Origin of the sequence: Sphingobacterium bovisgrunnientis, from assembly GCF_009829085.1 — a bacterium.
Classification (GTDB): domain Bacteria; phylum Bacteroidota; class Bacteroidia; order Sphingobacteriales; family Sphingobacteriaceae; genus Sphingobacterium; species Sphingobacterium bovisgrunnientis.
On record NZ_WUQY01000016.1, the window covers coordinates 14,358 to 29,514 of the forward strand.

Consider the following 15,157-nt stretch of genomic DNA (forward strand, 5'->3'; position numbering starts at 1 on the left):
ATATCAAAATTTCAAAAATTAAAAACCTAAACTTAATCCAAACAGAAACTGACGAGACTGCGGATACACACCCAAGTCAACTCCTATTGCAGGATAATCAGACGGCGTAGCTGTTATTTCGGGATCTAATCCATCATATTTCGTGATGGTAAATAGATTTGTTACTCCAACATACATACGTAATTTGTTAATCGCTGTCGTACTGCCAAATACCTTCTGTACAGGAAAAGTATAGCCTATTTGCAAATTTTTTAATTTTAGGAAGCTTCCGTCTTGTACAAAATAGCTTGATGTCGCGTATTCCGTTTCTGATCCTCCTGATATAAGAGAAGGCATATTTGAATTTGGATTATTCGGCGACCATGAATCTAACAAGCGTGCACTTTTTGATCCTGAAAAAACTGAAAAATCTGTAAAATAACGCGTCATATCAAACACATCATTTCCTTGTGAACCATAAAAAAACATTGCAAAATCCCAATCTTTGTATGCCGCATTAATGCCTAATGAGTATACAAAATCAGGATGTGGATTACCAATAATAGTTCTGTCTTGATCATTTATTACACCATCATTATTTATGTCTTCATATTTGAGTCCTCCAGGTCTTGCTTTGCCATCAGCATAATTGGCTGAATTACTAACGTCCGCAGCATCTTTGTAGACACCTAAAGTCTTATATCCATAAAATGAACCAAAAGACTCTCCAGGTTTTAATATAGTCGTAGAAATACTTCTAAAGTTTCCATATATCTGTTGAGACACTGAAGGTGCCAAAGCGACTACTTCATTGATATTTTTTGAAAATGTTCCGTTTATATCTAGTTTAAAATCTTTTTCTTGTCTATGCCCATAATGATAACCTAACGAAAACTCAACTCCATGGTTACGCATATTTCCGATATTCACATATGGTGAGGAAGCTCTACCAACTGAAATCGCTGGTAATGGCACACGAAATAACATATCTTCTGTTTTCTTATCATAATATTCAATCGCACCATCTACATCTCCATTTAATAAAGTAAAGTCTAAACCGAGATTTAATGCTTTTACTTGTTCCCATTTTACATCTTCATTTGAATAATCACTTTGCCAAAGCCCACTTTGTACAGCACCGCCAATTGGGTAAGATGATTGAGTGATAGAACTTGCATACCGATTAATATAATTATATGATGGAATACGCTGGTTACCAGTGACACCATAGCCAGCTCTCAATTTCAAATCTGTTATCCAAGAAACATCTTGCATAAATTCTTCGCTAGACAAACGCCAAGCTCCAGAAATACCTGGGAATAGACCATACTTATTATCAGGGCCAAAATTGGATGAACCATCTCTTCGCAGCGTAGCGCTAAAAATGTAACGATCATTATAACTATAATCGATTTTACCGAATACTGAAAACATTGATCCTACTCCACCCGAGCTCGCATTCCCAAAATTCGATGTACCAGCATTGAGATAGAAATAATCCAAACTATTCAGTAAGAAGAAATTATTTCTACTCCCAGATAGATCCCTACTTCTGCTGCTAATAGCTTCCGTACCTGCTAATATATTTAAGCTATGAAGATCAAGTTGTTTACGCCAATTCACAGTATTGGTCCATGTCCATTCCGAACCATAACCAAAATATTCGCTCAATGCATTATTCATTGAACCTTCACCAAACTCAGGATTCGGATAGGTAATATCAATTCCATTGTAGTTTTCATAGCGTAATCCGAAACTGGTACGATAAGTTAAACCATCTAAAATATCTACCTCCCCAAAGATGTTACCAAAGAAAAAATTGCTTTTATTGACATCATCTTTAGCTCGATAAGCCCACGCTACAGGATTTTGACCATTTCCATACCCACCACGCGTACCGGCGAAATTACCGCCTTCGTCATATACAGGAACTATGTTTTGTATGCGGAATGACCATGCAATCACAGATTCATCCCCCATATATCCACCTGCTGTATTTGGATTCACCCCCATACCAACTCCTCTGGTATAACTATATTGCATATTTTCACCAAAGCGCAATTTGCCATCAAATGCCTTGAATTGAGTATTGGTACGTACATTGTATCGCTGGAAGTTAGAATGTATAACTGTACCTTTTTGATCTAAAAATCCTCCAGACATCGCATATGAAGCGTTATCACTTCCTCCTGTAGCAGCTAATTGATACGATTGGGTTGGAGCATTCTGTGTGACCTCACGAAACCAATCCGTTCCTTCTTTATTAGCCTTTGTAATTTGATAAAAAGTCGCAAAATCTCTCGAATAATTGTACTTTGACATGTCAGCGTCAGCAGGTGTAATATCATTACCATATATTTTACCTGCCATAAGATATTCTGGCAAAGTATTATTAGTACCATTAATTCTATTTTGCATATCCAAATTTTGTTGAGGAGTCAACATTTTTGGAAATCTATCTCTCTGTGGAGACTGCACTCCAACATAAGAATCTAGTGATATTTGCGGTTTACCAGATTTTCCAGTTTTCGTGGTAATAATTACTACACCATTGTTTGCCCTTGCCCCGTATATTGATGCTGCTGAAGCATCTTTTAATACTTGCATAGATTCTATATCATTTTGATTTAACCAACTTAATTTTCCTTCAAAAGGAACACCATCTATGATATACAGTGGCTCATTATTGTTAATAGTAGAATATCCACGAATTTTGATTTGAGGTGTAGAACCTGGAGCACCATCATTTACAATCTGCACACCAGTTGCTTTACCTTGCAGTGCTTCTACAGCTGTAGCTGCGGGTTGAGATTTCAATAATTCTACATCCACAATCGCCACCGAACCCGTTAAGTCCTTTTTACGTTGAGTACCATACCCCGTTACGACAACTTCTTCTAAACTTGTTCCGTCTTCCAATAACTGAACTTGAACATTTGTAGAAGAAGAGTTAACCGTTAAAGTTTTTGTAACATGTCCGATATACGTAAATTCAATTACTTCATTGATATTTGCTTTTATTTCAAATTCTCCGTCTTGATTAGTAGATGTTGCCTTGGTTGAGCCAAGGACTTTAACAGTAACTCCTGCTAATGGCGCATTTCCATTTGCAGAGACTATTTTTCCTTTAACAGTTATTTCCTGTTGTTCACCAAATAGCGCATGATTGAAATGTGAATAGTGAGTTAGATTGTTTGCATGAGCCATTTGACTGGCCATAAGCATTGCTGCAGCTATATACATGCAGCGATTAGAAGGAATATTTTTGCGTCTAAATATTTCCTTCTTAACATGAAATTTGTTCATAATAGACGGATTGTAAAGGTTATCATAAAATAGACGTCTAGACTGTAGACGAATTAGGAAATTGTAAAATAGCTTAAGTCATAGTTTATTGATTTAAAAGTGAATAATAAGGTTATCGTCTTGAAGTTAATAAAGTTAGTTGCTTATACAAAATAATTGTAACAAAAAAGTTGCGATGATAAAAAAAAGTCTATTTCAAATAAATGAAATAGACTTTCTAACTATTAACAAAATAGATCTCTAAATGTTTTGTTTCTTTAATTCTTTCACAGCAAAATCTACAGATCGCGCAGAAAAAGCCATATATGTAAGGGAAGGATTTTGAGTCGAAGTGGAAGTCATCGCAGCGCCATCTGTAACGAAGACATTGGGAACAGCATGCACTTGGTTCCATTTATTAAGCATGGAAGTTTTAGGATCTAGCCCCATTCGTACTCCACCCATTTCGTGGATATCCAATCCTGGAGCTTGCCATCTATCATCTCGTCGAATATTTGTAAATCCAGCGCTTACAAACATTTCTTCCATTGTATCGAGATAATCCTTTTTCATCTTCGCATCATTCTCATCATAATCAATTGAGATTTTTAGTAAAGGAATACCCCAATCATCTTTCTGATTCGCATCTAATGCTACGAAGTTGGACGCTTTTGGAATAGTCTCTCCCATCATATGTGATCCCACTCCCCAATTTCCTAGTTTGGGATTAAGAATCGAATTTTTAAGATCATCTCCAATACCTGATAAGTCCGAATAAGAAGAACGATACGCGCCAAACCCTGCCGCATAACCTCGTAAATAATCTGTTTCTTGCTTATGTAAATTTCTGAAGCGCGGAATATAAGCTCCACCAGCAGGATTACGCCCTTCGACTTTGTAGTCTAAAAGTCCTTCATATTCTGCATATATTCGTGCGCTATAATTATGAAAAGCGACATATTTACCCAATGTTTCGCTATCATTCCCTAATCCATTCGGAAATCTATTGGATGTAGAATTCAATAAAATCAAATTGGTATTGATAGCAGCTGCATTCACAAAAATAACTTTTGCGAAAAAGTCAATTTCTTCTTTGGTATTTCTATCGATGACTTTCACACCTATAGCTTTTCCCTTTTGCTCATCGTATAGAATAGAATGCACAACTGAGTCAGGTCTTAGCGTCAGATTACCTGTCTTTGCTGCCCAAGGCAAGGTAGAAGCATTAGAACTAAAATATCCACCAAATGGACAGCCACGTTGACACAATGTTCTATTTTGGCATTGCGTACGGCCTTGTTGAATATGTATTGGTTCGGGTTTAGAAATATGTGCACATCTAGCTGAAATGACTTTGCGACTTTTGTATTTCTTTTCTACAGCTTGTTTGAAATATTTTTCTACAATATTTAATGGATAGCCTGGCAAAAACTCGCCATCTGGTAATTCGGGCAAACCGTCTTTATCTCCAGCGATGCCTGCAAATCGTTCGACATGATCGTACCATGGTTTCAAATCTGCATACCGAATCGGCCAGTCCACAGCAAATCCATCACGCAACGGTCCTTCAAAATCGAAATCCGACCAACGTTGAGTTTGTCGCGCCCAAAGCAATGACTTTCCCCCAACTTGATAGCCTCGAATCCAATCAAATGGTTTTTCTTGGATGTACGGATGCTCGGCATCCTTGACAAAAAAATGTGCTGCATCTTCGTGAAAAGCGTAACATTTGCTCACAATTGGATTGTCTTGCTTTACTTGATAAGGTAATTCATTGCGATGTTCAAACTCCCAAGGATACATATTGGTCGTCGGATAATCTTTGATGTGCTGCACATCACGTCCACGCTCGAGAACAAGCGTTTTAAGTCCGCGTTCGCACAATTCTTTGGCAGACCAGCCACCACTTATTCCCGACCCAATCACTATTGCATCGTAAGTTCTATCTTTTTGCGAATCTATATTTAGGAATGCCATATTAACTACCAACTTTTACTGCGCCATCGTATCTTCCTGGCACTAATTCATAAATTATCTTGTTTTTCATTACATATTCTGAATTCTGGTAGCCCATAATGGTTCGTCTTTTCAAAATTGAGAGAAACTTATCTTCTTTATCCAAAGCAGATAAATAGTGTTGAATTTCTTGCTGCGACTTGCCTTTTAAAATCTTTGACTTTTTCAATCCATCTACAAAAGCAGTTTGGTCTTCGGGAGAATGACAATCATCTACCATTTTCATGACAAATAAATGCAGATTCAATGTCTTTGCTCCGGGAGAATCTGTTTCAGGAATAATGGATTCGACAAGTTCGCCTATTAAATATTCTTCATCTTTTGAGAAGTCAACATTAGATAGGGCAATAGATGCTTTATTTCGATCTCCAGTACATGAAGTCGCGATAGCAATGCCTCCTGCAAGAATAAAAAGTTGCTTTATGGCGGTTCTTCTTTTCATCAGTTTTCCAATTGGTCTCCCCAATATATGAATTATTTCAGGAAAACGTTTTAGCTTAAACCGAAAAAACTCATTTCAACAGAAATGAGTAAAGCTGCAAATATTGCATAAAAATACCCCCACAAAGTAATTAACAATTTTGGGGGTATATCGAATTCTAATGAATTGATTGCTTAATTATAACCTGGATTTTGTGTTAAGTTAGGATTTCTTTGCAACTCATCATTAGATATTGGCCACAATAAATCTGATTCTTTGAAAGTCGCTCCCGAACCATTCTGTGCGCCAATAAGATTGACCCAAGTTATTTCTCCTTTAACGGTTGGCGAGATTACAGGGAACTTCTTAGTTCTAACGATATCATCCCACATTTTAAATTCCAATGGAAATTCTCTCAAACGCTCATTCCAACATTCTTCTATAAACTTTTCCTTCGAAAGAGCTAATAACTCAGAAGTGAAAGTAGCAACAGTTTTACCTGTCGTATTTGCACGCGCTTTCACATTCGCCAAGTAGCCCGCAGCTTCTGCATTGACAGATCCAGCAGCTACTATTGCTTCAGCGGCTATTAATAATGCTTCTGGATACCTGTAAAAATTCCAATCTTTAGTTCCTCTACCAGAGTTCAACAATGCATCTTCATCGTAATAATACCATACGCCCGCTTCTGTGGAAGTCCATTTTTTTGTAGGGTCGTCTGGTCTTGTATAACTCCAATGGAAGAACTGATTAGGCTTTATACGCAAATCATCTGCAGCATAAACATTTAAGAACCTACTCGTAGGACCATACACACGTTCGAAAATAGAATAAGTAGAAAATACGGATACTGCTGATGAACTAAATGCATAAGTTGGCCACCATGAACTTGTCGAAATAGCCCCATCAAATTCCATAGCATATATCACTTCATTCAAATTATCCGTTTTGCGAAGTTGATTATAAGCACTATTTGATTCCAAATCAGCATTTGGGATCATTCCATGAGGTGAATTAATCACAACTTTAGCCATTTCTGCAGCTTGCGAATTTTTACCTTGTTGTAAATACACATTTGCTAAAGTCATAGCCGCTACGTATTTAGAAATGCGATGGTTGTTATTAGCAAATGTTTTAGCTGGCAAAACTGTGAAAGCTTCATTCAAATCGCTCTCTATTAGTTCATATACCTTCGCAATTTCTGTACGCGATGCATCCAGATTTTCCAAATTTTCGGTGGGTTCAGTTACTAATGGAACATCTCCAAAAGTTTTCACCAAATAAAAATAGTTGTATGCTCTAAAAAATTTGGCTTCAGCTATTAATTGCTTTTGCTTATTGAGGTCTTCAAAAGCAATTTCTGGTATATACTTAATTGCACCATTTGCTGTATTTATAACTTCATATGCAGAATTCCAAACACCATCCATTGTCCCTGAAATCATACTGACGTTGCCTTGTCTTGTTAATTCACGAGCATATTTGCAGACTAACTCTTGTCCTTCGTAACTATTCGTAAAATAACCTGTCAGCATGCTATTTATAGATGCTTGAGGACCTAAATATGCACTTCCAGCAGAAGAATAGCGTGTAGGTGCGCCTCTTCTGTAAAGAGAATTGAAATTACCTACAGCCTGTAACTCTGTTTTATAATATGTTTCTTTAATTATTGAGGATAAGGGAGCTTCATCAAGAAATTTTGTACATGATGAGGTACTTATAATCAATCCTAATCCCAACGCGATTATTAATTTATTTCTTTTCATGATAGTATTCTAAAATTTAACATTTACTCCTAATGTGAAGGTCTTAGCTCTAGGATAAGAGAAAAACGTAATATTCTGTCCAAAGTTGTCACCTACTTGAGATGTACTTTCCGGATCGTAACCCTTAAAGTCTTTGGACGTAATAAGCCATGGGTTATTAGCAGAGGCAAATATTCTGACACCACCTAACCTTAGTTTATTCAACATTTCTGAATTGAAAGTATAACCTAATTGTATCAAGTTGAATCTTAGATAAGAACCATTAACAACCCATGCATCATCAACATTTGTATCTTGTCCTGCATGACCACTATTAGTCAAATAAATAGCCTGCTGTCTCGTGTTAGGATTTGATTCACTGTATGCATCGGTAAGAATCTCCACAAGACCATTGGTTATTCCAAATCTATCGTATGTAGAGTGATAGAATTGTTGCATCGTTTCGACACCATATACAAATTGAAGATCCACTGTCAGGTCGAAATCTTTGTAGTTAAGTGTATTTATAAAACTACCCGCCCAATCTGGTGTACCTTTACCAATGATATATTTATCTGCCGAACGTTTCGGTCTTCCAACTTGACTTAGCGTCGCTTGACCTGCATCGACATCAGCTTGTGTGTAAATTCCTTCACGCTTATAGCCATAGAAACTGTTTAGATTCTCTCCAACACGAATGATTTGGTTCGCTCCACCAACCCACCACAATCTTTGGATATCCTCATCCTTATCTCCTAGTTTCAATACTTTATTCTGGTTATAACTCATATTCAACATGGTATTCCAGCTTAAATTTTCATTTTTAACAGGATAAGCATTGATTAATAACTCAACACCTCTATTCTGCACCGAACCTATATTCTTCATTACACTTGAATAACCAGTACTTCTTGGAATAGGAGTTTGCAACAATAAATCCTTTGTTTTTTTGTTGTATACCGACACATCAAAATTTAATCGGTTAGAAAATAATCCAATCTCTACACCAAAATCAAATTGATCGGAGGTCTCCCATCTCAAATCCGGATTAGCTAAAGATGAAACCCATGAGAAAGGCTGTCTTCCGCCGTCCAATAATGTTGTACCTGCAGAAACATTAGCAGTGGAGCTATAAGAACCGATTTCAGAATTACCCGTACGACCATAGCTTGTGTGGACTTTGAAATTACTAACTGTAATGTTGTCAGCCATGAAGTCCTCATTAGAGACATTCCACGCTAGACCTGCAGAAGGGAAAAATGCATATTTATTATTTTTACCAAATTTTGAGGATCCATCGTAGCGTCCAGTTACAGTTGCAGAATATTTGTCATTGTAGGTATAAGCTCCCCTTACAAAATAGGAATTCATAGCCCACTTGTCTGTATTGGAATTAGGAGAAGATGGGGTTCTACCAACTCCCATATTATTCCATTCATAGAAGTCATCATCAAAACCTTCGGTTCGTGATTGCGAATACTGTGATGTTCTAGCTTGCCAAGACAATCCCCCCATCAAATTAACTCTGTGCTTGTCAATTGTTTTTTGATAAGTTAGGTAATTCTCTTGTTGCCAATAGAAAACATTTTCGTATTGCATTTCCGCCCATCCATTAGGCTTTGATATATTGTTTAACAACACCGATGAGTAACCTTTATAATCTCTGCGTTGGTTATCAACACCAAACTGCGTTCTTAAGTCTAATCCTTCGGCTAAGTGAAATGTCAAAGCTGCATTACCAAAAATCTGAGTATTGTAACGATTTCTTTTTTGTAATTCTAAGATTGAAACAGGATTTGCCATTCCCTCAAACCCCAAAACATTATTTATTGTTGAACTTGTCGAACTTGTATATTGACCAGATGGCTCATAAATAGGTAACCAAGGAAGCATCTCAATCATAGTACGTCTAGCATCTTGCCCTCCACCGTCTTCAGGAGTAAAATTTGCTAAACTATGGTTAACCATCAAGTTAACATTTGACGACAACCAATCCACAGCTTTTGTGTCATATGCTAGCTTACCGCTGACGCGTTTACTAAACATATTTTTGATTACACCTTGCTGATCGGTATAATTTAAAAATGCCCCAACTGATGATTTTTCATCCCCTTGTTGAATATTTATCTGATGATTGTGCGATAATCCATTACGACTCGATTCTTTTTGCCAATTTGTATCATACAAAGGATTTCCATTAGAGTCAAAATAGTTAGGATCATTAAACCAATCCTTCTTGTCTAAAGACCATGGTGTCCAATTCGGATCTCTATTTTTTAGAAAATCAGCTTGGTATTTATTTTCATTGGCTAATCCAATCATAAATGCATCGACCCATTGCTGACTATTCAAAACATTCATATATCGCTGTACAGAACTTACTCCTACTGAACCTTGATAGCTGATAGATTTACCTCCACCTGATGCTCCTCGTTTTGTGGTCACAAGTATAACCCCATTCGCACCTCTGGCACCATATATTGCTGCGGAGGAAGCATCTTTCAAGACTTCTATACGCTCAATATCATTGGGATTCATGAGATGAAAGTTTTCCATTACTACACCATCCACAACATATAATGGACTCGATGAGGCATTAATCGTAGCATTACCACGAATTAATACTTTGGCACCATACGCTCCGGGTTGTCCCGAATTGGAGAAAATATTAACACCTGCGGCCTTACCTCTAAGGTTATCTAATGCCCCAAAATTTTGGGCTTTGGTCATTTCTTCTCCTTTTACCACTGAAATAGACCCAGTAACATCTGACTTCCGCATAGTACCATATCCTACGACAACTACTTCCTCAATATCTGCTTGCTCAGGTATCAAACGGAAGGTAATTGTTGTGCCAGTAACAGTTCGCTCCTCAGATTGAAATCCCAAAATGTTTGTTACCAAAATATCCCCATTGCGAGCCTGCAAGGAAAATTTCCCTTGACTATCAGTCTGGGTAGAAAAAGTCGAACCTTTTAGTGTAATAGTCACACCCGAAATACCTTGTCCTGTTGAAGCATCTACAACCGTACCTTGTACGGTCTGCTGTTTTAAAGCTTCATGATAAGCTTCTTCGAGCGAAAGTCTATTTCCATACACTGAGTTTGTACCGATGGCGAGTAAGGAGAAGGTGAAAACCCACAACCTACCTTTACCAAGTTTAAGTTTGTCTAAATTCCACATAATATAATTTAATTAGTCAATTGATTTTCCTAATACAAGCCGCAAAGCATGTAATAAGTGTTTATGAATATTGCAGATTAATGTGTTTATAATTGACACTAATTAAATCATTTTAATCGATTTAGCAAAGCTATTTTGATTATTTCTACAAAATTTAGGAGGCATACCAAATAATGAAGGCAACAGTTTATACAGGTATTTTTATCATTAAATGGTTTAAACCATTCTTTAGCAATAGTTTTGCGTATAGCGATAATAGTTTCAGAAACACAATTGAAAGAATATAAAAGGATCAAAAATTGTAACAACGGCAACAAAAAAGAATTGGTTTGTAACTAAAGATTTATTTACATATTGCAATATTTAATAATCATTATACATATTATTTATTTCTCGATTAAACAACAAAAAATGCCTAGCTGATTATCTGAGCATTGCGTTTAAATATAAACGTAATAGTATAATATTATTTTACTTGGGCCATCTTACTATACATTTCTACAATAGCAAATTGATCTAATACCCATTTTGATTTTTCTTGTTTTGTACCTGACCAATCTTTATTGAATAAGCCATTACTTTCGCGCATATGCTTCCACGCATGGTCTAAATTCTTTTGAAAAGCATCTAAATACAATTTATTTTTATCGACGTGATACAATTCTACGTATCCTCGCATCATCACAGCAATAAACCAATTATTACTTGTTTGAAGGATTTTTAAGGATTTTCCTGAATCTTTATCCTTTTCCTCATAAAAGAAATGATTAAATCCGCCATTAGCCGCATTTTGTGCATCGGTGAGATATTGTTTATTTTTTGTTAATTTATATAATAATGCACCTGCTTGAATCATTTGTCCAGTGTTATAAGCATATTTTCTCTTATCGACTTCGCCTTTCAAATTAATATTGTCGAAATACACATGATCTGTCCAATCAATCAGGTTTTGTTGTGTCCATTTATACAAGTCTTCTGCTTGTGACAAATATTTATTTTCCTTCGTCGCCTCATACAATTTAGCAAGATATACAACACTCGGTGCATTTGAACACGTATTTTTCGATTCCTTACGTTGCTCACACCAATATATACCACCTCCTAGCTTTTCATCCATACCACTTTCTACAAAAGCCCAAATTTCTAGTGCTTTGTCCAGGTATTTCTTTTCTTTAGTAAGGAGATAAAGGTCTGTAAAGTCGATACCTAACCACACATTGTCATCATAAAATCGGTCGGATTGGGGTGCAGAGTTGACATAGGACGCATAACCAACAGGCTTTCGTGTATCGAAATATTCAGCAAGACCGATTAACACTTTTGTATCGATATTTTTTAAAACTTGTTTGCTTTTGGTGTTTTCATACAAAGCAACTGTTGCAGACAAGGATCCAGAGTAAGGCCACAAGTAAGCATACGGATTTACTTTATTAGAATTTTCGCCACCCCCCAAATAATCTGCTTTGTAATCATCCTTATAAGGATAATGCTCGCGTAACAATTGACTATCGTGGATGCTATAATATTTATAAATAGAATCTAATGTTTCCTGCGCACGTCTAATATTTTTGTTTGTCTGTGCATACACACAATTAGTAAAAACAATAAAAATGACCAGATTAGTAAGAATAGATTTCATAGGAAGAATGTTTTTTCATAAATCTACTGATTTGACACTAAGAAAAAGACACATTTCTTTAAACCAACTATTTAAATCCAAATTTTCTTGGAAAATACGAAAGTGATAACATGTAATACTGCGTCAATATATTGCTATATCCTGTGGTAAATTCTGTTACGCCATTACTAAAATAAATACCCTTATTTTGTCTCAGAAGATCGTATGCTGCAAATTTGAATTCTAAATTATTACCCTTTAACATTCGATAGGTGGTATTCACATTCCAGATGAAAACTTCATCCTTGAAATCTCCTGACACATTATAACGTAATGTACCATTAGTATTTAGTGACCAACGTTTGGTCAATGCATAAGACATAGTAATTCCAGAGTTCCATGCATATGAAGTATAATTATTGGAAGTCTCTTCGTTTAATTTGTCATAACGTTCATAGCGATTTAGATTGTTCTTCCAGCCAATTTGATATTTATCCAATACCGTATAATAAAATTCCAACCCGACATTTTGACTATTGTTTAGCATCTCTTGCATTATAGCCCCTACATATTGAAACTTGTTTCCCCAATTTGTTCCACTATTAAATTGCAATGAGAAAGTTTGTGTCTTGGAGATCATAAAAGGCTTTTTTCCGTAAAAACTAATAGAATAGACATCCATCGGCTTAGCAATTTGAGCAACATAGGCTTCTTGCTGATTAGCTGCGTATACAATACTATCGGTCAACCCATTGGTGTATCTACGTATTGATGAGTTCAAATTAATAGAAAAACCATATTGCCGTTGTTGAGTATAGGAACCATTTAATGCGAGTTGATGTACACCTGTTTTCTCCAAAAGTTTATCTGTGCCATAATAGCGATAGGCTGGATTAATGTCATCATAAATTGGCTTCATTCGATCCAATAAAGGATATTCTTCGTCGTAATTATAATTCAAAGACAAATAGGAATAAAAAGAATTTTGACGCGAATAATTATAGTTAAATCTTAATGAAGGCAAAAAGCTTTGATACCTTAACCTCAAGTTTCTATAATCTAATGTTGACTTATTCTTATCCTTATAAAAACGTCCTGCTATCGTACTTGAAAAATACAAGCTTGAGTACATCCGACCATATAGATTCTTTGTCTTAAGAGTTTTACCGAATTCAACATATGGTTCATATTCAGCATTGTTATAATTAGATACATGAGATAGTTCTTGATTTTTTGCAGCTAATGAATTATTAAAGTCTGTTACTATGTTTATCATATCTGAAGCATACCATCTTGCCCTGGATCCTAATACGAGACCAGTGATTGGATCCCTTAACTTCAAGTCTAGGTGTAAGTTTCGTGAATCCAAATCTTCATTATAATCACGATGATATATCCGATTAAGATCCTCATTCAAATAATTTTTATAATCACTAAAGGTATATCTCCCATTGTTATTATCCGAAATTCCAGCACGAACATTGAGTGTAGTTGTAATCTGATCAATAAATGAGTATTGATTACCCGATCCGCGAACTGAGGTGTTTCGTCCAGCTTTACCGTGAAGCTCTATTGTGGTATTAAATGAAGCACTATTACCTACATTACGCGAAGAATTTTCTGCTTCATTTAATGATTTATTATTTACTAGCTCATATTCATTAAATGTTGTGGAAAGACTCTCATTATTATTTTGGCTAAAATCCATATTACTTCGAACTGTAATCGCTCTTTTTCCCAAATTACTTACAGAATTATTATAACTGATGTTAGCCTCGTGTCGGCGTGCAGTATTATCATTGCGAGATCTGTTTGTTCGGAAATTTTCTTGATTCTGTATCGCATCGAGTAATTGTGAAGTAGATTCATTCGTATGTATACTGTTATCCCATCTGTTTAGAACACTCGCTTTGAATAGGTTTTCTTTTCCTACTTCATTAGTCCCCAAAAAATCATACTGATACCGTCCGCCTAAAACATTCTGTTGCAAGATTCCTGTTCTCAAAAAATCTGAGTCAAAGTCTGCATTAATACCTATCCCCTTAAACGTCGTATTCTTAAGCAGTTGATCAATATTATTGAGATTTTTATTGACATTATTAATGGAATAAGCAACAGTAGTTTGTGTCCTTTTGGTTGATCGATTGAGGTTGAGATGTCCATCATATCTTCTATCAGTTCCACCACCAGCCCCTATACTTCCCATCAGTATATTATCCTTGCCTTCTTTCAATATCAAATTCATTTGATATTTTTTATCTTCAGGATCTTCAATCTGCTTTTCCTTGTCACGACTATCATATACTTGGACTGTTTTTACCGCTTTTTTATCTATATTTTGAATTGCGGTAGCCATATCGCCTCCAAAAAATGGTTTACCATTGACTAAAACAGAAGGTATTTCGCGACCATTATACGTAATAGCTCCATCACCCCACACCACCAAACCAGGAAGTCGACGTAATAAATCTTCTACCACCGCATTAGAATCCAATTGAAAAGCATCTGCATTAAATTCCAACGTATCGCCATTCATCCGAACTGGAGGAATAACATCTACGGCTTCAATTTCATTTTCGAGAAAAGGCATATTAATATGTCCTAGATCCAACTCCTGATTTTGCTTTAAGACAAACTCTCGAATAGCTTTCTGATAACCTAAAAAAGTAAACTCAGCAATATATGGTTTATTCATTGCTAAATCTGTAATTTCAAATTTCCCAAATCGATCTGTTAAACCGACTTTATCTACTGTTTCCTTCCCCTTTTCAAATATAGACACAGAGACTGCACGAAGTATATTATTATGTGTGGAATCAATTACAAATCCTTTGATTTTAGCTTGACCAAAAGATTGAAGTGTAAAAAAAAGACTGACTACTACAAGAAGTAAAAAGCGTAGGTTCATGG

7 protein-coding genes are annotated in these 15,157 nt (G+C 35.9%); all 7 read right to left on the reverse strand.

Annotated features, from left to right (window positions below; genetic code table 11):
- Window positions 1–18: 18 nt before the first annotated feature.
- Complete coding sequence (locus GOQ16_RS09275; RefSeq protein ID WP_160069029.1) at window positions 19–3,285, reverse strand: SusC/RagA family TonB-linked outer membrane protein; 3,267 nt, start codon at window positions 3,283–3,285, stop codon at window positions 19–21.
- Between the two features lie 240 nt (window positions 3,286–3,525).
- The gene (locus GOQ16_RS09280) at window positions 3,526–5,241 is read right to left on the reverse strand and encodes a GMC oxidoreductase (RefSeq protein ID WP_160069030.1); all 1,716 of its coding nucleotides are present in this window, start codon (window positions 5,239–5,241) and stop codon (window positions 3,526–3,528) included.
- Window position 5,242: 1 nt separating this feature from the next.
- Complete coding sequence (locus tag GOQ16_RS09285) at window positions 5,243–5,722, reverse strand: gluconate 2-dehydrogenase subunit 3 family protein (RefSeq protein ID WP_160069031.1); 480 nt, start codon at window positions 5,720–5,722, stop codon at window positions 5,243–5,245.
- Window positions 5,723–5,895: 173 nt separating this feature from the next.
- The gene (locus GOQ16_RS09290; RefSeq protein ID WP_160069032.1) at window positions 5,896–7,467 is read right to left on the reverse strand and encodes a RagB/SusD family nutrient uptake outer membrane protein; all 1,572 of its coding nucleotides are present in this window, start codon (window positions 7,465–7,467) and stop codon (window positions 5,896–5,898) included.
- A 9-nt stretch (window positions 7,468–7,476) separates the two neighbouring features.
- A complete protein-coding gene (locus GOQ16_RS09295; protein ID WP_160069033.1) occupies window positions 7,477–10,629 on the reverse strand; it encodes a SusC/RagA family TonB-linked outer membrane protein in 3,153 nt (1,050 codons plus the stop codon).
- Between the two features lie 466 nt (window positions 10,630–11,095).
- Window positions 11,096–12,268, reverse strand: a complete 1,173-nt coding sequence (locus GOQ16_RS09300; protein WP_160069034.1) for a glycoside hydrolase family 76 protein — start codon at window positions 12,266–12,268, stop codon at window positions 11,096–11,098.
- 67 nt (window positions 12,269–12,335) lie between these two features.
- Entirely contained in the window at window positions 12,336–15,155 is a 2,820-nt protein-coding gene (locus tag GOQ16_RS09305) for a peptidase associated/transthyretin-like domain-containing protein (RefSeq protein WP_160069035.1), read from the reverse strand.
- Window positions 15,156–15,157: the final 2 nt, after the last annotated feature.

What these genes read in the sequence shown, in the direction of transcription:
- GOQ16_RS09275 (WP_160069029.1), bottom strand. Translation starts at nt 3,285, where the DNA reads ATGAACAAATTTCATGTTAAGAAGGAAATATTTAGACGCAAAAATATT.
- GOQ16_RS09280 (WP_160069030.1), bottom strand. Translation starts at nt 5,241, where the DNA reads ATGGCATTCCTAAATATAGATTCGCAAAAAGATAGAACTTACGATGCA.
- GOQ16_RS09285 (WP_160069031.1), bottom strand. Translation starts at nt 5,722, where the DNA reads ATGAAAAGAAGAACCGCCATAAAGCAACTTTTTATTCTTGCAGGAGGC.
- GOQ16_RS09290 (WP_160069032.1), bottom strand. Translation starts at nt 7,467, where the DNA reads ATGAAAAGAAATAAATTAATAATCGCGTTGGGATTAGGATTGATTATA.
- GOQ16_RS09295 (WP_160069033.1), bottom strand. Translation starts at nt 10,629, where the DNA reads ATGTGGAATTTAGACAAACTTAAACTTGGTAAAGGTAGGTTGTGGGTT.
- GOQ16_RS09300 (WP_160069034.1), bottom strand. Translation starts at nt 12,268, where the DNA reads ATGAAATCTATTCTTACTAATCTGGTCATTTTTATTGTTTTTACTAAT.
- GOQ16_RS09305 (WP_160069035.1), bottom strand. Translation starts at nt 15,155, where the DNA reads ATGAACCTACGCTTTTTACTTCTTGTAGTAGTCAGTCTTTTTTTTACA.